A 21,414-nucleotide genomic window follows, 5' to 3' on the forward strand; every position below is an offset into this window, starting at 1 on the left:
AGGCCCATGACGGACGGTCTGATCCTGCGTGACGGTGACATCAGCCTGCGCGACGGCGACCGGGCGTTTCGGTTGCGGGTGGACGAATTCTCGCTGGCGGCGGGGAAGACCGTGGCCCTTACCGGGGCGAGCGGGTCGGGAAAGACCCTGCTGCTGGAATTGCTGGGCCTGTTGCGGGCGCCAGGCGGCGGGACGCGGTATCGCTGGGAGGGGCAGGGCGGGGTCGATCTGGCCGGCCTCTGGTCCAGGGGCGCGCGCAGCGCCGACCTTGCGCGGACTCGGGGCCGGCTGTTCGGCTTCGTGCCCCAGACCGGCGGGCTCATGCCTTTCCTGACCGTGTCCGAGAACATCGCCCTGCCGCAACGGGTGAACGGACGGACCGACGCGGCAAGGTGCGATGCCCTGATCGACCGTCTCGGGTTGCGGGATGTGGCGGCGATTCGTCCGGGCGCCCTGTCCATCGGCCAGCGCCAGCGCACGGCGATCGCACGCGCGCTGTCCCACAGGCCGGCCTTCGTGATCGCCGACGAACCGACCGCCGCGCTGGACAGCGACAGTGCCGATACGGTGCTTGACCTCCTTTTGGATGTCGCGAAGTCGGAAGGCAGTGGCGTCATCCTGTCCTCCCATGATGTGGAGCGCCTCGCCCGGTTCGACATTCCCAGGCTGCGCCTGTCGGTGCGCACCGTCGGAAATGCCGTCACCAGTTCCCCGGAGGCCGTTCCATGCTGATCGTCCGGCTGGCCTGGCGCGACCTGATCCGCGATCGGTTCTTCCTGTTCTGCAACACGGCGGTGATGGTGGGGATTCTGGTGCCGCTTCTGGTGCTGTTCGGTGTCAAGAACGGGGTCTATTCCGCCCTGATCGGGGAAATGCTCGCCGATCCGGCCAATCGCCAGATCGACACGCAAGGCAATGCGTCGCTGACGGACGCCGATCTCGCGCCGCTGCGCGACTGGTCTGAAATAGCCTTCATGACGCCGAAGGTGCGCGGCCAGTTCGACTATATGAACGTGCGCGTCGTGGACGGTCGGCGGATGCACCCGGCGCTCATTCTGCCATCGGGCGAGGGGGACCCGACCTTGCCGGCGGGGGCGGTTCTGGGCGAAGGCGAGGTCGCGGTCAGCGCCCAGCTCGCCGCGCAACTGAACCTCAAGACCGGGACCGGCCTGCAGCTGATCAGCCAGGCCGAGGGGCGGCCCCGGCAACTGGTTCTGCCGGTGACGGTGGCGATGATCCTGCCGGAAACGGCCGTGTCCGGCCGTTCGGTGCTGGCGCCCTATCCGATGCTCGATCTCATCGAAGCCTTCTACGAATCCTACAGCCTGCCGGATTACGGGATCGAGGGTGCGCGCGATCTGGCGAGCCGGATACCGTCCTATGAAGGCGTGCGCGTCTATGCCGACCGGCTGGAGGACCTTGCTGGCCTTCAGGCGCGGCTGGAACGGCAGCTTGGCATCGCCACCTCCGCCCGGACCCGCGATGTGGAATCGCTCCTTGGGCTCGGGCGCAAGCTCGACCTGGCGCTGGGGCTGACAGCGGCGCTGGCGGCGCTGGGGCTGGGGGCGGCGCTGCTGCTGGGGTTCTGGTCCGATGTCGGCCGCAAGAAGACGGTGCTCGCCGGTATCGCGCTGCTGGGCGTTCCGGCGGCACGGCTGGCGTTGTTCCCGATCGTTCAGGCGCTGCTGACGGCGGTGCTGGGGCTGGCGCTGTCATTTCTTCTCTACCTGGTCGCGGGCCGCGCCGCGTCGACCCTGTTCGGCCAGGGGTTTCCGGAGGGGGCCGCGCTGGCGATCATCACCCTGCCGCAGGGCGTGACGATCTGCGCGGCGGTTCTCGGGCTGGTGGCTTGCGCCGCCGGCGTCGCGGCATGGACCGTGCAGCGTCTTGACCCGGCCAGTGTGCTAAGAGAGGGAACATGACCGGTTTTCGCCCCGGCCTCCTCCTCCTGCTTGCCTTCCTGACCGTTCAGGCGGCACCTGATCCGGCGCGGGCCGAGGAAGAGCCATGGCCGCTGGACCTGACCGACCCGGCCCATGACAGCGCCCCGGCGGACCTTATGCTGCCGATGCCCTGCGGCGCGGCGATGGCGTTTCAGAAGGTGACCGTGCCGGTGGATGCGTCCGATCCGCTGGCGGACCGGCGGGTGCGGCTGGGTCAGTCCCTCGACCGGACCGGCTATTCCGATTATTTCCTGCCCGCGTTCCTGCGCGGACCGTTCAGCGATTCAGATCCGGGAACCACCCACTATTTCATCGCCCGCTATGAACTGACCCGCGGCCAGTTCCGAGCCTTGAACGGCGATTGTGCGCCGCCGGACCGGACGGACCGTCTGGCGCAGGGCGGTCTCGGGTGGTTCGACGCGGTCGGCCTGGCGCAAACCTATACCGAATGGCTCTATCGGACCCATCCGGAGGCGCTGCCCCGCGCGGGCGACGCCGCCGGTTTCCTGCGTTTGCCGACCGAGGCGGAATGGGAATACGCAACCCGCGGCGGCGCCCGGATCGACGAGACGGAGTTCCTCGGCCTGACCTTCTTCGGAACCGGCGACCCGAGGAACTATGCGCTGTTCCAGGCGCCGGGATCGTCGCGCGGTCGCCTCGGGCCGGTGGCCGTTCGCAAACCGAACCCGCTTGGGCTTTACGACGTCTACGGAAACGCCGAAGAACTCATGCTGGAACCGTTTCGCCTGAACGCGATCGGCCGGATGGGCGGGCAGGTGGGCGGGATCGTGACGCGCGGCGGATCGGTGCTGTCATCGGCGGAACAGATGTACAGCGCCCAGCGCACCGAATATCCGCCCTACGATCCCGCGACCGGCGCGCCGCTGCGGTCGGAAACTTTCGGTGTGCGGCTGGTCATCGCCAGCCATATCGCCACCTCGGACGCGCGGCTGCGCGCCATTCGCGATCGCTGGATCGCGCTGGCGGGCGGCGATGGCGACGCGCAGAAGGCGGAGGACCCGGTGGCGCAGATCACCCGCCTGATCGAGGCGGAGGTCGATCCGCGCCGCAAGGCGGCGCTGGACGGGCTGAAACTGGATCTGCGCCGATCCCGCGAACAGGCCCAGACCGCGCTGCAGCAATCGGCCCGGGCGACCCTGCTGGCTGGAGCGGTCTTCGTGGACTCGCTGCGCGAAAACGCCGAAAGGATCGACAGCAAGGCCAGCAATATCCGCATGTTGATCGACCTTCAGCGGGCCGGAAACAACAGCGCCTTCTATGGCCGTCAGGTCGCCGGGCACGTGGCTGAGATCGCCGCGTTGCGCGAGGTGCAGTCGACATTCCTGCTGTCCTTCCGCGCCGCTCTGGAAACCCTGTCGGGCGACCTCGAAGCCGCGGACCGGGAAATTGCCTATACGGTTCTGCGCGAGGAACTTTCGCTGTCGGCCCGCGGCACCACCCTGGAGATGCTTGACCGGTTCTGGCTGGATCTGGCGGCCTACCAGGCGCGTCCGGATATCAATTCGGCGGACCTGCTGAAGATCGCACTGGAATGAGCAGGGCCAATACGCATTCCCACACGTGCCGGAGCCTTCACATTTCCGCCATGCCGGCCACTTGGGCGGGGTGGAACGGGCCTGCGGGCTTGACTTGTATACTGTGGGCTGTTGGGCTGCTATAATGAAGGCTGGTCGTTCTGTGACACAAGGTTGCGGGGCCGCATTCCGGTCCGGCAACGTGTTTCTTCTGTGAGGTATTGAACATGTTTACACGAAAATTCTGCACGACACTGGTCGCCGCGAGCCTGATCGCGGTGCCTGTCCAGCGGGCCCAGGCTAACGATGGCGCGGCGCTCCTGGGCGGATTGCTGCTCGGCGGCATCATTGTCAACGAAGTGAACAAGAACAAGCAGCGTCAGCGCACCACGACGCAACGCACCACCACGACGCGATCCAGTTCGGTGTCTTCGGCCCAGCGGGCGGAAAACCGCCAGGTGCAGACCGCGCTCAACTATTTCGGTTACAACGTCGGCACCGTCGACGGATCGCTCGGTCGCAAGAGCCGGGCCGGAATCTCGCGCTATCAGTCGGAAATGGGGTTCCAGCCCGATGGCTACCTCGATCCGCATGAGAGCGAATTCCTGCTGGGCAGCTATCAGCGGGCGCTGGCGAGTTCCTCGGTGCCGCCCTACAATCAGGTGGTCGCGACGCAGGGCTACAACGGTCTGCTGAGAACCTACCGGAACGAACAGCTGGGAATCGCCACGCCGAGCTACCAGACCGCCGCGGTCCAGGCGCCTGTTCCGGCCCCGGTGCCCGCGCCGCGACCGGTGCCCGTGACGGTGCCCGCGCCCGCCGCCGTCCAGCCGGAACCGGTCACGGCCCGCGCCGAAACGGCCGTCCTGCCGGAATTCACCTTCGGAAAGGTCGCGAAATCCGTGAACGAACATTGCAATGAAATCAGCGTCCTGACAGCGGCCAACGGCGGACTCAGCAAGGCAGGCGGCATGTCGGACCCCGAATTTGCCCTGAACGAGCAATTCTGCCTTGCGCGGACCCATGCAATGGCGGAAAGCACCTCCATCGTGTCGACGATCCCGAACCTGACCGATGCCCAGATCACCCAGCAATGCGAAGGTCTTGCCCAGGCCGTTGCCCCCTATGTCGCGACGCTGGACAGCGCCAGCCCGGCACAGGTGGTGAGCGAGGCGTCAGGGTTCCTGGACTCCTCCGGGCGTTCGATGGATCAACTGGTTTCCGGCGGCAAGGTATGCCTCGGGGTCGGCTATCGCACGGATAACGCGGAAATGGCCCTGGCCTCCGCGGTTCTGCTGGCCGGCGCGGGGCAGGAAGGCTACGGCGAAATGATCAGCCACCACATGCGCGAAGGGTTCGGAACGCCCAAGGCGACCGCCCAGCAGGCAGGCGCCTGGATGACCTTGGCGCTGGATTCGCTGGCCAATGGCGGTGCTCCGGCGGTCGGGCAATCGTCCGACCGGGTGGCGGTGCTGAAGGCGGCGATGCAGGGTGGAACGGCGCCGGGCAATGCGGCCGCGGCGCTGCCGGTCTTCACCGCGCCATCCGGCGATTGACTCAGCTTGGACGGAACGCCGTTCGCGGCTGCCCCGTCCGTATTTCGAAACCGGATTGAAGCCCCTTCGGCGCAATGCCATGCGCCAGAGGGGCTTCCCGTTCCGGAAGTCCGTCCTCGCCGCCCGGATCGGGGCGGGACAAGGGAAAACGAGCGCCCGACTCCACATTGACGATGGCCATTGCAGGATGATGGCGTCAGTCCCCGCAATCGTCGGCAAAGGAGAGTGGCCATGATCACCGTGCATCACCTGAACAATTCCCGGTCCCAGCGGGTTCTCTGGCTTCTTGAGGAACTGGGGCTGGACTATGTGATCCGGCGGTACGCGCGTGACAGCGTGACCTATCTCGCCCCGCCCGAACTGACGCAGGTTCATCCGCTGGGAAAATCCCCGATGATCGAGGACAAGGGCCGCCTGATCGTGGAGAGCGGCGCCATCGTCGAATATCTCTGCACCCTTTACGCGCCGGGGATGATCCCCGAAGCCGGCACGGACGACTGGATCACCCATCTCGAATTGATGCATTTCGCCGAAGGCTCGGCGATGGCGCCGATCCTGCTGGCGCTCTACGTGGGACGTCTCGGAGAGGCGGGCGCACCGCTTGCGCCGCGGATCGAACAGCAACTTGGCAGCCATTTCGAGCATATGGAAAAGACGTTGCGCCCATCGGGCCATTTCGTGCTGGATCACCTGTCCGCCGTGGACATCATGATGAGCTTTCCCGCCGAAGTCGCGATGCGGCAGGGCAGGGGCGAGGCGTATCCGAAACTGGCGGAATTCGTCCGGACGATACACGCGCGTTCCGGCTACGTCCGCGCGCTGGAAAAGGGCGGCGCCTACGCTTTCGCCTGAGCCGCGGCGCGCCGTTCGCGGCGCGCGATGTAAAGGCCGGATCCGAAAATCACCCCGGCCCCGATCCAGGTGTGGATGTCGGGGATCTCGCCGAACAGCCACGCCGCGAGCAGCGCGGTCCAGATCAGTTTGAGAAAGTCGAAGGGCAGCACCGCCGTCGGGTCGGTCTCCTTCAGCGCCTGGCTCAGGGAAACCTGGGCCACCGACCCGGTGAAACCGATGAACGCCAACCAGAGCCATGCGGTGGGGGACGGCGTCTGCCAGACCATGAGCGCCGGGCCTATGGAGAACAGGCACAGGGACACGCCCATCCAGGCCACGATGGCGACGCTGCTTTCGGTGCGCGACAGGATCTTGATGATGATCATCGCCACGGCCCAGAGTACGGCGGAGCCGAGCACCAGAAACGCGCCCGGTTCGATGATCGCCAGACCTGGCCGCAGAATGATCAGCATGCCGAGAAATCCGAACAGGATCGCGGTCCAGCGGTGCAGCCGGAAAGTTTCGCCGAGAACCAGCACCGACAAGGCGGCGGCGAAGACTGGCGCGGTAAAGCTCAGCGCCGTGACCTTGGCAAGCGGCGTCGTCGCGACGGCGGTGAAGAACATCAGCATGGCGCCGATGTTCACCAATCCGCGAAGCGCGTGCAGGCCAAGCCGTTGCGTGCGCATCTGCGCCCAGCCCTGTCCGACCAGCAGCGGCACGAGGAAGGCGAGGCCGAACAGGTTGCGGAAGAAGGCGATCTGAAACGGCGGCAGTTCGGCCGAGACCGCCCGCACCGAGACTTGCATGACTGCAAAGGCAAGCGTCGATACGCACATGAAGATGCTGCAGCGCAGAACCGGGGTCTGCGCCATCCAGTCGGCAAGCAATCGTTTGGAAAAAGTCCGGAAGCGCACGCCGGGAAGCCTTCTTGGATCGAGAAGCGGTTTCCCGGCAGGTTAGGTCACATGTTAAGCGATTGCGACACCCGAAACGCCGGGCGTGCCCGTCACGGATCAGCCGCCTTTCAGGCGCTGCATCAGGAAAACTTCGCTGTCCGGTCGTATCGGTTCGGTCAGGCTGCTGGCGATGACCCGCCCGTCGACCGCCACCGACACACCGGCGTCGATGGCGTCCTTGAGGCCGGGATGTGCCTTGACGAGTCCATCCAGGACCTCGCCCACCGTTGTTGCCTCGACTTCGACCTTGTCCTTGCCGTCGGCCAGGGCGCGCAGGCCGGACCAGAGGTTGACCTCAACCATCGCGTTGTTTTTCCAGCGCCGTGAGAATCCGGGGCGGGGACATCGGCAATTCGTGCAGACGCACCCCGGCGGCGGCGGAGACCGCGTTGGCGATGGCGGCGAGCGGCGGGCAGATCGAGGTTTCGCCGACCCCGCGCACGCCATAGGGGTGGCCGGGATTGGGCACTTCGACGATCACCGTGTCGATCATCGGCAGATCGCTGGCGACCGGGATCCGGTAGTCGAGGAACACGGCGTTCTGAAGGCGGCCATCTTCGCCGTAGATATATTCCTCGTTCAGCGCCCAGCCGATGCCCTGCGCCGCGCCGCCCTGGAACTGGCCTTCCACATAGGTCGGGTGGATCGCCTTGCCCGCATCCTGCACCACCGTGTATCGCACGACGCTGGTCTTGCCGGTTTCGGGATCGACCTCGGCATCGACGATATGGGTGGCGAAGCTGACGCCTGCGCCTTCGGGGGTCGCTTCGAAATGGCCGACGATCGGGCCGCCGGTGGCGCCCATGCGTTTGGTGATCTGGTCGATCGGCAAAGGGTCGAAATCGCCCGCGTTGGGTCCTGAAGGCACGGCGCAGCCGTTCTCCCATTTCACCGCATCCTCGGGGATGCCCCATTTCGCCGCCGCCCGTGCGCACAGCTTTTTCACCGCGTCCCGCGCCGCCTCGATGGTGGCAAGACCGCTGGCATAGGTGACGCGGCTGCCGTGGCTGACCTCGTTATAGCCCAGCGTCGCCGTGTCGGCGATGGTGACACGGATGTTTTCATAAGGAATGCCCAGTTCCTCGGCGGCCATCAGCGCCATGGACGCACGGCTGCCGCCGATATCGGGCGTACCAACTGCGAGCTGTGCGGTACCATCTTCGGAAAGCGCAAGGGAAACAGCGGTTTCGCCGCCGTGATTAAACCAGAATCCACAGGAAATACCGCGCCCCTGGCCGGGTTTGAGCGGGGCGGAATAATGCGGATGCGCCTTGGCTGCTTCCAGCGTTTCCACCAGCCCGATCTGGTCGAAGGTCGGGCCGAAGCTGGCCTTAGTGCCCCTCTTTGACGCGTTCTTCAGACGGGTTTCGATCGGGTCAAGCCCCAGTTGCCCGCACAGTTCGTCGATCACCGATTCCACCGCGAAGGCAGCCATGGGCGACCCCGGCGCGCGGTAGGCCGCCTGTTTCGGACGGTTGGCAATCACGTCATAGCCGACCTGGTGCACGTTCTTCAGCGCATAGGGGGCAAAGGCGCACATGGCGGTGAATTCGCAGGGCGCACCGGGAAATGCGCCACCTTGCAGGCGGAACACGCCCTGCGCAGCAGTGATCGTGCCGTCCTTCTTCATGCCGATCTTGACGTCCATGGACGTGGACGACGTCGGCCCAGTGGCCCGGAACACCTCGGAGCGGGACATCACCAGCTTGACCGGCTTGTTGGTCTTGCGCGACAGGGCCAGCGCGACGGGTTCGATGAAGACGGTCGTCTTGCCGCCGAAACCGCCGCCGATTTCCGATGCCGTAACCCGCAACTGGCTGGTCTCCAGCCCCAGGAGCGCGGAACAGATCTTCTGCACGTTCCAATGCCCCTGCGTGCAGCACCAGAGTTCACCCTTGCCGTCTCCGCCCAGCGTGGCAAGGCAGGCGTGCGGTTCGATATATCCCTGATGGGTGGCTTCGGTCCTGAAATGGTCTTCGATCACCAGATCGGCCTCGGCAAAGCCCTTGTCCACGTCGCCGTGCCCGCTTTCGTGATAGCGCACGACGTTCGGGTGCAGCCCCGGCGGCACCGACTTGTCGGCGGCGCCTTCACGGATCACCGGCGCGCCTTCGGCCATTGCCTCGTCGACATCGGTGACATGGGGCAGGATCTCGTATTCGACCTCGATCAGCTTGGCCGCATCGCGGGCGATGAGCGGGCTTGTCGCGGCGACCGCGGCGACCGCGTGGCCGTCATAGAGCGCGGTATCGCCCGCCATGACGTTTTCCAGGATATTCCAGTTCTCGCCTTTCAGGCCGGTTGCGAAATCGGCGCGGGTGACGACGCCCTTGACGCCGGTCAGCGCCTCGGCCTTGCTGGTGTCGATCCGCGTGATCCGCGCATGGGCGTGGGGGCTGCGGACAATCGCGGCGTGGAGCATGCCGGGCGCGGTCGCATCTGCCCCGAATTTGGCGCGCCCCGTCACCTTGTCGAACCCGTCCGGGCGGTCGGGCCGGGTGCCAACCTGTTTGAAACCTTCGGATTTCAAAGAGTCCAGTGCCATCACGATGCCTCCCGCATGTCCGCGGCCGTCTCCAGAACGGCGCGGATGATCTTGTCATAGCCGGTACACCGGCAGAGGTTTCCGGCCAGCCAATACCGGACTTCCGTTTCGCTGGGGTCCGGGTTCTTCTTCAGGAGCGCCTCGGTGGCGACCAGAATGCCGGGTGTGCAGATGCCGCATTGCAGCGCGGCATGTTCGATGAATTTCTTCTGAAGCGGATGCAGGTCTTCGCCCTTGGCCATGCCTTCGATGGTGCCGATCCGCTTGCCTTCGGCTTCGGCGCCCAGCACGAGACAGGAGCAGACAAGGCGCCCGTCCAGCGTTACGGAACAGGCGCCGCAGTCGCCGGTGCCGCAGCCTTCCTTCGCGCCGGTCAACCCCAGGCGATCGCGCAGGACGTCCAGCAGGGTTTCGCGCGGATCGCAGAGGAATTCCACGTCATCGCCGTTGACGGTGGTGGTGATATGCATCTTGCTCATGGTCTTCACGTCCTCGTGCTGCGGGCGCGGTCATAGGCGATCTTCGCGGCCCGCCGGGCCAGAACGCCCGCCACATGGGTGCGAAACTTGACCGTGCCGCGCTTGTCGTCGATCGGTTTGCAGGCGGCGGATGCGGCCTCGGCCAATGCGTCCAGCGCCTTGTCGTCCAGCGTCGTTCCGACGAGCGCGTCCGCGGCGTCGGCGACCAGCAGGACCGTCGGTGCCACCGCGCCGAGCGCGACGCGCGCCTCGGCCACGGTATCGCCGTCAAGGCGCAGGTTCACGGCGCAGCCGACCACCGCGATGTCCATTTCTGTGCGCGGAATGAAGCGCAGGTAGGCGTCGCCGCCCGCAGCGCCGCGCGGCGGGATATGCAGGGCCGAGATCATTTCGCCCTTGGCAAGGCTTGTCCTGCCCGGACCGGCGGGAATCTCTTCGACGGGAACGCGCCGGGTGCCGTCAGGTCCGGTCACGGAGACGGACATTCCCACCGCGACCATGGCGGGCACGGCATCCGCGGCCGGCGACCCGTTGCAGAGGTTCCCGGTCATCGTGGCGCGGCCCTGGATCTGGGTGGACCCGATCAGGTCGGTCGCTTCGACGACGCCGGGCCAGTCCCGCCCGAGATCGGGATGTTCGGTCATTTCCGCGCCGGAAACCGCGATCCCGATGCGCCAGCCGCCATCGGATTCGCGGGTGATGTCCTTCACCCCGCCGATGCCTTTCACATCCACCAGCGTATCCGGAACGGCGATATCCGCGCGCAGCTGCACGAGCACATCCGTGCCCCCCGCGAGAAACCGCGTCAGCCCCTGCGCCTGCGCGGCGATGGCCACGGCGTCTTCGAAATTTTCCGGTTTGTGATACTGCATCTGGCTGTCTCCCGCATACCTGACCGGCAGAGTGTTTCAGATAGAAAGGGAAACGGCAACCACCCCCGTGGCCCCGGCGCGGAACATCCGCAATCCCGATTGCATCCCGCCGAACCAGCGGCATAGGTTGGCCGGAATCACAGGGAGGATGCAGCCATGACGGATCAGGATACGCGCGCAGGGACCATGAACGGGGCGGAAAGCCTGGTCAGGACGCTGCTCGCCAGCGGTGTCGACACCTGTTTCTCGAATCCGGGAACTTCGGAAATGCACTTCGTTGCCGCCCTCGACCATGTGCCGGGCATGCGGTCGGTCCTGGCCCTGTTCGAAGGCGTGGCGACCGGAGCGGCGGACGGGTATTTCCGGATGGCCCGCAAACCGGCCTGCACCCTGCTGCATCTTGGCCCGGGTCTCGCGAACGGGCTGGCCAACCTGCACAACGCGAAAAAGGCCGGATCCGGGATCGTCAACATTGTCGGTGAGCATGCCGCCAGCCATATCGAACTCGACGCGCCGCTGACGGCGGATATCGCAGGGATCGCCGCGCCGATGTCGCATTGGGTTCACACATCGGAAAGCGCGGCGGACGTGGGGGGTGACGGCGCGCGTGCGGTGCAGGCGGCGATGACGCCGCCGGGCCGGATCGCGACGCTGATCCTGCCCAGCGACACGGCCTGGAACGAAGACGGAGTCGTGGCCGCGCCGGTGCCAGCGCCGGGGCGCGCGCCCTTCGACCAGAAGGCCGTTGGCAAGGCGGTCGCGGCGCTGGATGGCGCCGACAGCCTGCTGCTGCTTGGGGGCGCGGCGCTGACCGAAGAGAACCTTCAGACCGCCGGGCGGATCGCCGCCGCCACGGGATGCGGCCTGCTGTCGGAATGGTCCAACGCCCGTCTGGAACGCGGGGCAGGGCGGGTTTTCATCGGCAAGGTTCCCTATCCCATCGATCAGGCGGTCGCGGCTCTGGAGGGATTCAGGCGGATCGTTCTCGTCGGCGCGCGCGCGCCGATCGGGTTCTTCGCCTATCCGGGCAAGCCTGCGGTCCTGACCCGTGACAGGGCCGAGATCATCGCATTGGCCGGGGCGGGCGACGATCTGACCGGCGCGCTGGACGCGCTGGCCGACGGAACCGGCGCGCGATCGGTGGCGCCGTCCGGACTTGCCGCCCCGCAGGACACGGCGCGGCCGAATGGGGCGATCACGCCGGAAACGATCGCGGCGGTTCTGGCGCGCAGCATCCCCGAAAACGCCATCGTGGTGGATGAATCCGTGACCACCGGCCGGACGTTCCTGCCGGCCACGGCCGGGGCGGCGCCGCACAGCTGGCTGAACAATTGCGGCGGTTCCATCGGTTTCGGCCTGCCCGTGGCGGTGGGCGCCGCGACCGCCTGTCCGGATCGGAAGGTGCTGGCGCTGATCGGCGACGGCAGCGCCATGTATACGCTGCAAGCGATCTGGACCATGGCGCGCGAACAACAGGATGTGACGATGGTGATCTTCGCCAACCGCAGCTACGCGATCCTGCGCGGCGAGCTGACCAATGTCGGCGTGCAGAATCCGGGCCCGCGGGCCGTCGACATGCTGTCGCTGAACCGGCCCGATCTCGGCTGGATCGAGATGGCCCGCGGCATGGGCGTCGAGGGGCAGCGGGTCGAGGATGCCGCTGCGCTGGAGGAGGCGATTCTCGCCGGTCTGGACGTCGATGGACCCTACCTGATCGAGGCGATGATGTAGCGCCTTCCGGTTGACAAGGGCGTCGTGTCGCGCCCTGTTTCGTCCAGGTATGTCAATGGGAGACGACAGAATGGACATTTTCGCCGCCGGCAGCCGCCCGACCCTGCGGGCCAGATCGGAGTGGTTCACCGGGACCGTCTGGCAGGATCCGGTGATCGAGGCGCCCGCCCCGGCGCGGGTGCGCGTCCTGCGGGTGAGTTTCGAACCGGGCGCCCGCACCGCCTGGCACCGGCATCCGCTCGGGCAGACGCTTCACGTGACCGAAGGCTGCGGTCTGATCGGTCTGCGCGACCAGCCGCCCCGCGTCATCCGTCCCGGCGATACGGTGTGGATTCCGCCTGAAGAACAGCACTGGCATGGCGCGGGACCGGAAACCGGGATGGTGCACATCGCGATCCAGGAAGCCGGCGAAGACGGCGCAACGGCGACGTGGCTGGATCATGTGACCGATGCGGAATATGGCGCGGATCCGACAGGCTGATCGGCGGAGATTGAACAATTTCTTATCGTAAATCAACTCGTTGACCGCCGAGTTGTTTCCCGTTTCCTGTGCGGTTTCCGGCTGGCCGGGCCTGTTTTCAGCAACCGCCTTGAACAATCGAAAAAACAAATCTAGCGTGAAAACATGGAATGACGCGCGATCCGACAGAACGATGACGATCACGATGCCAAGAAGCTGAGCGCACGCCGCGCCGGGAATGGCGTTTCCCTCGGGAGGTCGCATTCGATCTGGACGGAGATGCGCTGTCACAGAACGACAGACCTTTCGGCAAGAAAGGCGGACGCAACCTGGAAATGGGAGAAAAACATGAAATTCGTAAAATGCCTCGCCTTCGCGGGGGCCATGGCAGCCGGCACGGCGAGCTTTGCGCAGGAAAAGTTCATTACCATCGGAACCGGTGGCCAGACAGGTGTCTACTTCGTCGTCGGCCAGTCGATCTGCCGCCTGGTCAATCGCGGCACGGCGGAACACAATCTCAAGTGCACCGCCCCGTCGACCGGCGGGTCCATCGCCAATATCAACGCCATCAAGGCGGGCGACATGGACATGGGTGTCGCGCAGTCCGACTGGCAGTTTCACGCCTTTAACGGCACCTCCAAGTTCGAGGAAGACGGCAAATTCGACAAGCTGCGCGCCGTGTTCTCGGTTCATGGCGAACCTTTCACCGTGATCGCGCGCAAGGATGCCGGCATCGGCAGCTTTGACGACCTCAAGGGCAAGCGCGTCAACGTCGGCAATCCGGGGTCCGGTCAGTTGGCGACGATGGAAGTCGTTCTCGCAGCAAAAGGCTGGACGATGGCCGATTTCTCGCTGGCGTCCGAACTCAAGCCGGCCGAACAGGCGGCGGCGCTCGGGGACAACAAGGTCGATGCGATCATCTACACGGTCGGCCACCCCAACGGTTCCATCCAGGAAGCGGTGTCGACGGTCGACGCGGTGCTGGTTCCGGTGGAAGGCGAAGCGATCGACGGGCTGATCGCGGAAAACCCGTTCTATGCCGCGGCGACCATTCCCGGCGGCATGTATGAAGGCACGCCAGACGACACCAATACCTTCGGCGTGAAGGCGACCTTCGTGACATCCGCGGATGTGGATGACGAGGTGGTCTATCAGGTGGTGAAGGCGGTCTTTGACAATTTCGACCGGTTCAAGCGCCTGCACCCGGCTTTTGAAAACCTGACCGAAGAGGAAATGATCAGCGGCGGCCTGTCCGCGCCGCTGCATCCGGGGGCCGAAAAATACTACAAGGAACGCGGCTGGATGTAGGTCCGCTCCGAACGATCAGGATATCCCGTGTGGCGGGCGTACGCCCGGCATACGGGGCACAAGACAAAGGAAAAAACTGAAAGCGATCTGAACAGAGGCCTGATCGAACAGGCCGCAGGGGGACTGACATGTCGGACAATTCAAATCAGCAGCAGGCCGCTGCTGGAGGCCGCGGCGCACTTTCCCAGGCGGAACTCGACGAACTGGTCGCCTCGTCCGACACGGGCGGGCGCGGCACGACCGGGGGCGTCGGACTGTTCCTGACCTGTGTCGCCCTGTCCTGGTCGCTGTTTCAGCTCTGGATCGCCTCGCCCATTCCCTTCATGGTCGGATGGGGCGTTTTCAACGATACGGAAAGCCGGTCGATCCATCTGGCCTTTGCCATCTTTCTCGCCTACGCCGCCTTTCCGGCGGAGCGCAGCAAGTTCCAGATCGGCCTCGGCGTGGCCGTGCCGGTCGTCCTGGCCTATCTGTTCATGACCGGGGCCAAGGATGACACGACGACATGGTGGATTCCCATCATCGCGCTCGCCGTGATCGCCGCCGTGCTGCTCGGTTCGCCCAAGGACCGGGTCCCGCCCTGGGAATGGGCCCTGGCCATCGTCGGCGCGGCCGCGGCGCTCTATCTTTATGTGTTCTACCGCGACATTTCGGGCCGGGTTGGCGCGCCGATCCTGCAGGATTTCGTGGTTTCCGTCATCGGGCTGATCCTGCTGCTCGAAGCGACCCGCCGCGCGCTTGGCCCGGCGCTGATGATCGTCGCCTCGGTCTTTCTCGTCTACACGGTGCTCGGCCCCTACATGCCCAGCATCATCGCCCACAAGGGCAACAGCCTGTCCGAGATCGTGAACCACCAGTGGATCACCACCGAAGGCGTCTTTGGCATCGCATTGGGCGTGTCCACGTCCTTTGTCTTTCTCTTCGTACTGTTCGGGTCGCTTCTGGACCGCGCCGGGGCGGGCAACTATTTCATTCAGGTCGCCTTCAGCCTCATGGGCCACATGAAGGGCGGTCCGGCCAAGGCCGCGGTCGTGTCCTCGGCGATGACCGGGCTCATTTCCGGATCGTCCATCGCCAACGTGGTGACGACCGGCACCTTCACCATTCCGCTGATGAAGAAAGTCGGCTTTTCTTCGGAAAAGGCAGGCGCGGTCGAAGTGGCGTCTTCCGTCAACGGGCAGATCATGCCGCCGGTGATGGGGGCCGCGGCCTTCCTGATGGTGGAATACGTGGGCATCCCGTATTTCGACGTGGTGAAGCACGCCTTTCTGCCGGCGGTGATTTCCTATATCGCGCTGGTCTATATCGTGCATCTGGAAGCGCTCAAGGCCGGGATGGAAGGCCTGCCGCGCGCCTATACGCCCAAGCCCATCGTCCGGCGGCTGATCGGGATTGCCTTCACCATAGCCGCGATCTGTGCGATCTCCTTCGCCGTCTACTACGGCATGGGATGGATCCGTCCGGCATTCCCGCAGACCGCCGGCTACATCATCTTCGCTTTCCTGACCATCGTCTACCTGGGGCTGCTGTTCATCGCCTCCAGGGAAGAACCGCTGGAACTGGACGATCCGAACGCTCCGGTCACGTCGCTGCCGATGCCGGGACCGACGATCCGGTCCGGCCTGCATTTCGTGCTGCCGGTCGTGGTGCTTGTCTGGGCGCTGATGGTCGACCGCCTGTCGCCGGGCCTGTCCGCCTTCTGGGCCACCGCCTACATGGTCTTCATCCTGGTGACGCAGCGGCCGCTGACGGCCCTGATGCGCGGGGAAAGCGCGATGGGTCAGGCCGTGTTGCTCGGCATCCGGGACCTGATCGACGGGCTTGAAACCGGCGCGCGCAACATGATCGGGATCGGTATCGCGACCGCCACGGCGGGCATCATCGTCGGCGCGGTCAGCCAGACGGGCGTCGGGTCGGCCCTTGCCGATGTCGTCGAAGTCCTGTCCGGCGGCAATATCATGGCGATCCTGCTGCTGACGGCGGTCCTGTCCCTGATCCTTGGCATGGGGCTGCCGACGACGGCCAACTACATCGTCGTGTCGGCGCTGCTGGCGCCGGTGATCGTGACCCTGGGTCAGCAGAACGGGCTGATCGTGCCGCTGATCGCGGTGCATCTTTTCGTGTTCTACTTCGGGATCATGGCGGATGTGACGCCGCCGGTCGGTCTTGCCAGTTTCGCGGCGGCCGCCGTGTCGGGTGGCGATCCGATCAAGACCGGCGTGGTCGCGTTCTTCTACAGCCTGCGCACCGCGGCGCTGCCGTTCCTGTTCATCTTCAATACGGAGCTTCTGCTGATCGACGTGACCTGGGCGCAGGGCGTTTTCGTCTTCATTGTCGCGACGATCGCGATGTTGCTGTTCGCGGCGGCAACGCAGGGCTGGTTCATGGCCCGCAACCGGATCTACGAAACGGTGGCGCTGTTGCTGATCGCCTTCACCCTGTTCCGGCCGGGGTTCTGGATGGACATGGTGTTTCCGCCCTACAGCGAAGAGAACCCGACCGAGATCGCGGCGGCGGCGATGGCCACGCCTGTCGGAGAGGATCTGCGGCTGCGGGTGTCCGGCCTGAACGACCTGGGGGATCCCGTCGAATTCGTCGCGCTTCTGAAGATCGAGGAGGGGGAGACAGGCGAAGAACGGCTTGAGAATGCGGGGCTCATGTTCCGCGAGGACGGCGGCGACCTGATCGTGGACGATGTCGCCTTTGGCAGCGCCGCGGCGGACGCCGGGCTGGATTGGGATCAGAAGGTCCTGCGCGTCCTGCGTCCGGTCGGACAGCCGACGAAATACCTCATGTTCATTCCTGCCTTGCTGCTGCTGGCGCTGGTCGTGTTCCTGCAACGCGGGCGCGCGGGGCGGACCGTGGCGAAACGCGAGGCTGCATAGAAAAGGGCATCCGATGTTCAAAGCCATTTTGCTCACGGTCGATCTGACCCATCCGGAAAGCTGGCAAAGGGCCTTGCCGCAGGCCGTCGAACTGGTGCGGGTCTCGGGCGGGGCGCTTCATATCATGTCGGTCGTTCCGGACATGGGGACGCCGCTGGTCGAAGGCTTCTTTCCGGAGGATTTCGAGAAGAAGGCGATTGCCGCAGCCAGCGCCGCGCTGGACGATCTGGTCGCCAGGGAAGTTCCGGAGGAGATCGAGGTGCACCAGCATCTGGCCTTCGGCAAGATCCACAAGAAGATCCTGAAAGCCATCGAAACGACGGGCTGCGACCTTGTCATGATGGCATCGCACAAGCCGGACAGGGTGCGTGAATTCCTCGTCGGCTCGAACGCCGACAGGGTTGTGCGCAGATCACCTGTTTCCGTTCTGGTCGTCAGGGCGTAGAGGATGCGTGACGCGGAAAGACAGGCGATCCGACCGGATCCAATCCGCATGCACGGAGATACGGATAGATGACCCCTTTTGCCATTGCGGGCGTTCAAATGCACGTCAACGCCCTGCACTCCAACGTGGACGGAATGTTGCACCGGCTGGACCTGCTGATGGTGCGGTTCCCCTGGACCCAGATGGTCCTGTTCAGCGAACTCGCGCCGTTCGGACCGCTTGAAAAGTTCAAGTTGCCGCAAGAGAACGCCGTCATCGACCAGTTCCGCGAGGCGGCGCAAAGATACAGGATCTGGCTGATACCCGGATCCATGTTCCTGACCCATCCGGAGGACGGCCGGGTTTACAACACCTCGCTGGTGATCAACCCGGATGGCGAGGTGGTTCGCCGCTATGCGAAGATGTTTCCCTTCCTGCCCTATGAAACGGGCGTGTCGGCGGGAACGGAATTCTGCGTTTTCGATGTGCCCGACGTGGGCCGGTTCGGCCTTTCGATCTGTTATGACATGTGGTTTCCGGAAACCACGCGGCAACTGACGAGCCAGGGCGTCGAAGTGCTGTTGCACCCGGTTCTGACCGGGACCACGGACCGGGATGCGGAACTTGCGATCGCCCGCGCGACCGCGGCGCAGTTCCAGTGCTACGTTATCGACGTGAACGGGCTCGGCGCCGGCGGGGTCGGCAAGTCGCTTGTCGTGGACCCCACATCGCTGGTGCTGCACCAATCGGCGGGACAGGAAGACATGTTCCCCATCGAAGTGGACCTGTCGATGGTGCGCCGCCAGCGCGAAACCGGGATGAAGGGGCTCGGCCAGGTCCTGAAGAGTTTCCGCGACCGCGGAGTCGATTTCTCGGTCTACGACCGGACCAGCGGGACAGACGCCTATCTGAAGACTCTCGGGCCGCTTGAGATACCGCAACAGGGGTCGAAGGCCGGCTTGCATGGCGACATGCGGGCCGATGCCGAGATCGGCGCGTTCGAACACGGGCACAGATCCGGGTTTGCAACCCGGGCGGCCAACGGAAAGACTGTGACGGGCTGAACCAAAGCGGGAACCTGATGTGTCCTGATCGCGGCTCGGCCAGAAATAGGGAGAGCGAACGATGGATTCCGTCAGCGACTACTATTCGGCGACGCAACTCCGTTCCGACAGGTGGAGCGCGTTGCGCGAGGCAACGACATCCCTGTGCCGTGAACACAATGCGCGCAAGGCGGAGACCCTGAAACGGCGGATTTCCGATCTCTTCCAGTCGCTGTCGCTGATCGAACCCTACTGGGCTTTTCCGGGCATGGCCGCGTTCGATCACATGCGCCGCCAGTTCGAGCACGGCAACTATGACGACCTGTCGTTCACCACCAACCGGATCAAGCGGGCACTGACCACCGGCGCCTACCGGCGGCGGAGCATCCCGCTGGAGCGCGACAGCAGCGACGACGAGGAACACAACGACGAAGCGATGCTGTCGCCCGAAGCGCGGGCCATGACGCGGCCGTATTTCGAGGTGCTGCTCGTCGACAACGTGAACGATCAGCAGGAACGCTGGCTCAAAAGCAATGTCAGCCGGATGCGGCGCGCCGAAGACCCGTTTCACTACGAGGCGGTGGTGGTTCCCAGCCTTGAGGATGCGTTGATCGCGGTGCTGTTCAACCACAACATTCAGGCGATCGTGGTGCGGCCGGGCCTTATCCTGAAGTCGAAGAACCCGAACGAGATCCTCAACAAATACGTCAGCAATGCAAGCGGGTCGGCGGAAATCGACGCCATGCTGCCCGAAGACTACGGTCCCGAACTGTGCCGCCTGATCGCCCGCGTGCGCCCGGAACTGGATGCCTATCTGGTGACGGAACGGTCCGTCGAGGACATTGCCGGGCTCGACCTCGGCATCTGCCGGCGCGTCTTCTACAATCAGGAAGACTTCATGGAGTTGCACCTGAACATCCTGCGCGGGGTGGCGGCGCGCAACAAGACGCCATTCTTCACCGCGCTGGTCGAGTATTCCAAGCAGCCGACAGGCGTGTTTCACGCCATGCCGATCAGCCGCGGCAAGTCGATCACGCGGTCCCACTGGATACAGGACATGGGCGCGTTCTATGGCCCGAACATTTTTCTGGCGGAAACCTCCGCCACGTCGGGCGGGCTGGACAGCCTCCTGGAACCGCAGGGACCGATCAAGGAAGCGCAGGAACTGGCCAGCCGGGCCTTCGGGTCCAAACAGACGTTTTTCGCGACCAACGGCACGTCGACCTGCAACAAGATCGTGGTGCAGGCGCTGGTGCGTCCGGGCGACATCGTGCTGATCGACCGGGACTGCCACAAGTCGCACCACTATGGCATGGTTCTTGCCGGGGCCGAGGTGGTCTATCTCGACAGTTATCCGCTCAACGAATACTCGATGTATGGCGCGGTGCCGCTGAAAGAAATCAAGCACCAGCTTCTGGCGCTCAAGGCGGCCGGGAAACTCGATCGGGTGCGGATGCTGCTGCTGACCAACTGCACCTTCGACGGTCTGGTCTACAACGTGGAACGGGTGATGGAGGAATGCCTCGCCATCAAGCCTGACCTGATCTTTCTCTGGGACGAGGCGTGGTTCGCCTTTGCGCGGTTCAGCCCGACCTACCGGCAGCGCACGGCGATGCGCACCGCCAACGATCTTCGCAAGCGTCTGCGCACGGAGGCGCATCACGAAGCCTATGCCAAACAGCAAGAGGCGCTGAAGGATGCTTCCGAAAAAGACATGATCGGGGCCCGGCTGATTGCCCCGCCCGAGGCGCGGGTGCGTGTCTACGCGACGCAATCCACCCACAAGACGCTGACTTCGCTGCGGCAGGGGTCGATGATCCATGTGAACGACCAGGACTTCAAGGGAGAGGTCGAGCAGTCCTTTCACGAAGCCTACATGACCCATACGTCGACCTCGCCCAACTACCAGATCATCGCCTCGCTGGATGTGGGACGGCGTCAGGTCGAACTGGAAGGGTTCGAATTCGTGCACCGCCAGATCGAGGCGGCGATGGCAATGCGGCGGGCGATCAGCAGCCATCCGCAGTTGCAGAAGTATTTCAAGGTCCTGACCGTTGCCGACATGATACCCGAGCAGTATCGCCAAAGCGGCGTCACCAGCTATTTCGACGGCGAGCAGGGCTGGACCGACATGTGGGATTGCTGGGACAACGACGATTTCGTTCTGGACCCCACGCGCATCACCCTGGCCGTCGGCGGCACCGGATGGGACGGCGACACGTTCAAGAACAGCGTGCTGATGGACAAATACGGCATCCAGATCAACAAGACGTCGCGCAACACCGTCCTGTTCATGAGCAACATAGGCACCACGCGGTCTTCGGTGGCCTATCTGATCGAGGTTCTGGTGGAGATCGCCAACGAGCTCGACGACCTGCTGGACGACGCGTCCAAGATGGAACGGCTGTCCTTTGACCGCCGCGTGAAGAACCTGACGGAGAACTATCCGCCGCTGCCGGACTTCAGCCGGTTCCACGACGCCTTCCGGCCCGGCGATCTGACGCCGGAAGGCGACATACGCACGGCCTATTATCTCAGCTATGACGAACGCAACTGCGACTACCTGGAACTGGACGGATCGCTTCAGGATGCGCTGGACGCCGGCCAGGAGGTGGTTTCGGCCAGTTTCATCATTCCCTATCCGCCCGGTTTTCCGATTCTCGTGCCGGGGCAGGTGATCAGCCAGGAGATCCTCGCCTTCATGCGGGCCTTGGACGTCAACGAGATACATGGATACCGCGCCGACCTTGGCTTGCGCGTGTTCACGCCGGAGTCGCTTGCCGCCTTGCCGGGCGGCACATCCCCGAAACCCAACGCCGAAAAGAGAAAAGGAAAATAGT

General features: G+C 64.7%; 17 protein-coding genes. 12 read left to right on the plus strand and 5 right to left on the minus strand.

Translation table 11 applies throughout. The features are described from left to right. Positions 1–6 precede the first annotated feature (6 nt). The 5 genes from QO034_RS19190 (at position 7) to QO034_RS19210 (ending at position 5,886) form a co-directional block, all read left to right on the plus strand. Complete coding sequence (locus QO034_RS19190; protein ID WP_284487152.1) at positions 7–732, plus strand: ABC transporter ATP-binding protein; 726 nt, start codon at positions 7–9, stop codon at positions 730–732. Continuing rightward, positions 726–1,922 carry an ABC transporter permease family protein gene (locus QO034_RS19195; RefSeq protein WP_284487153.1) on the plus strand — a complete coding sequence of 399 codons (1,197 nt, stop codon included), beginning with the start codon at positions 726–728 and terminating at the stop codon, positions 1,920–1,922. Before QO034_RS19190 ends, QO034_RS19195 begins: the two co-directional genes overlap by 7 nt. Then, complete coding sequence (locus tag QO034_RS19200) at positions 1,919–3,499, plus strand: formylglycine-generating enzyme family protein (protein WP_284487154.1); 1,581 nt, start codon at positions 1,919–1,921, stop codon at positions 3,497–3,499. Before QO034_RS19195 ends, QO034_RS19200 begins: the two co-directional genes overlap by 4 nt. A 206-nt stretch (positions 3,500–3,705) precedes the next feature. Next, positions 3,706–5,034: a peptidoglycan-binding domain-containing protein gene (locus QO034_RS19205; RefSeq protein WP_284487155.1), complete on the plus strand. Its 1,329-nt coding sequence runs from the start codon at positions 3,706–3,708 to the stop codon at positions 5,032–5,034. A 231-nt stretch (positions 5,035–5,265) separates the two neighbouring features. Further along, entirely contained in the window at positions 5,266–5,886 is a 621-nt protein-coding gene (locus tag QO034_RS19210) for a glutathione S-transferase family protein (protein WP_284487156.1), read from the plus strand. On the opposite strand, the gene QO034_RS19215 is transcribed toward QO034_RS19210, so the two are convergent. The 5 genes from QO034_RS19215 to QO034_RS19235 all read right to left on the minus strand — a co-directional run bounded on the left by QO034_RS19215 (position 5,871) and on the right by QO034_RS19235 (position 10,723). Further along, entirely contained in the window at positions 5,871–6,785 is a 915-nt protein-coding gene (locus tag QO034_RS19215) for a DMT family transporter (RefSeq protein ID WP_284487157.1), read from the minus strand. The genes QO034_RS19210 and QO034_RS19215 overlap by 16 nt on opposite strands. Before the next feature lie 99 nt (positions 6,786–6,884). After that, the gene (locus tag QO034_RS19220; protein ID WP_284487158.1) at positions 6,885–7,130 is read right to left on the minus strand and encodes a MoaD/ThiS family protein; all 246 of its coding nucleotides are present in this window, start codon (positions 7,128–7,130) and stop codon (positions 6,885–6,887) included. Continuing rightward, entirely contained in the window at positions 7,123–9,372 is a 2,250-nt protein-coding gene (locus QO034_RS19225) for a xanthine dehydrogenase family protein molybdopterin-binding subunit (RefSeq protein ID WP_284487159.1), read from the minus strand. The genes QO034_RS19220 and QO034_RS19225 overlap by 8 nt, the downstream gene beginning before the upstream one ends. After that, a complete protein-coding gene (locus QO034_RS19230) occupies positions 9,372–9,851 on the minus strand; it encodes a (2Fe-2S)-binding protein (protein ID WP_284487160.1) in 480 nt (159 codons plus the stop codon). The genes QO034_RS19225 and QO034_RS19230 overlap by 1 nt, the downstream gene beginning before the upstream one ends. 5 nt (positions 9,852–9,856) lie before the next feature. After that, positions 9,857–10,723: an FAD binding domain-containing protein gene (locus QO034_RS19235; protein ID WP_284487161.1), complete on the minus strand. Its 867-nt coding sequence runs from the start codon at positions 10,721–10,723 to the stop codon at positions 9,857–9,859. 156 nt (positions 10,724–10,879) lie between these two features. Between QO034_RS19235 and QO034_RS19240 the strand changes: the two genes are divergently transcribed. From QO034_RS19240 to QO034_RS19270, 7 genes are all read left to right on the plus strand, one after another. Next, positions 10,880–12,454 carry an acetolactate synthase large subunit gene (locus QO034_RS19240; protein ID WP_284487162.1) on the plus strand — a complete coding sequence of 525 codons (1,575 nt, stop codon included), beginning with the start codon at positions 10,880–10,882 and terminating at the stop codon, positions 12,452–12,454. A gap of 70 nt (positions 12,455–12,524) precedes the next feature. Continuing rightward, a complete protein-coding gene (locus tag QO034_RS19245; protein WP_284487163.1) occupies positions 12,525–12,935 on the plus strand; it encodes a (R)-mandelonitrile lyase in 411 nt (136 codons plus the stop codon). Between the two features lie 327 nt (positions 12,936–13,262). Then, entirely contained in the window at positions 13,263–14,222 is a 960-nt protein-coding gene (locus QO034_RS19250; RefSeq protein ID WP_284487164.1) for a TAXI family TRAP transporter solute-binding subunit, read from the plus strand. A gap of 128 nt (positions 14,223–14,350) precedes the next feature. Then, complete coding sequence (locus QO034_RS19255) at positions 14,351–17,107, plus strand: TRAP transporter permease (RefSeq protein ID WP_284487165.1); 2,757 nt, start codon at positions 14,351–14,353, stop codon at positions 17,105–17,107. 13 nt (positions 17,108–17,120) lie between these two features. Further along, positions 17,121–17,552 (plus strand): universal stress protein, encoded by a 432-nt coding sequence (locus QO034_RS19260; RefSeq protein WP_284487166.1) that lies wholly within the window; start codon positions 17,121–17,123, stop codon positions 17,550–17,552. 68 nt (positions 17,553–17,620) lie between these two features. Beyond that, on the plus strand, positions 17,621–18,595 hold the full coding sequence (locus tag QO034_RS19265; protein WP_284487167.1) for a carbon-nitrogen hydrolase family protein: 975 nt from the start codon (positions 17,621–17,623) through the stop codon (positions 18,593–18,595). Between the two features lie 61 nt (positions 18,596–18,656). After that, positions 18,657–21,413: an aminotransferase class I/II-fold pyridoxal phosphate-dependent enzyme gene (locus QO034_RS19270; protein WP_284487168.1), complete on the plus strand. Its 2,757-nt coding sequence runs from the start codon at positions 18,657–18,659 to the stop codon at positions 21,411–21,413. The last annotated feature ends 1 nt before the right edge of the window (position 21,414 follow it).

The sequence above is a fragment of the Sedimentitalea xiamensis genome, from assembly GCF_030164465.1.
Classification (GTDB): domain Bacteria; phylum Pseudomonadota; class Alphaproteobacteria; order Rhodobacterales; family Rhodobacteraceae; genus Sedimentitalea; species Sedimentitalea xiamensis.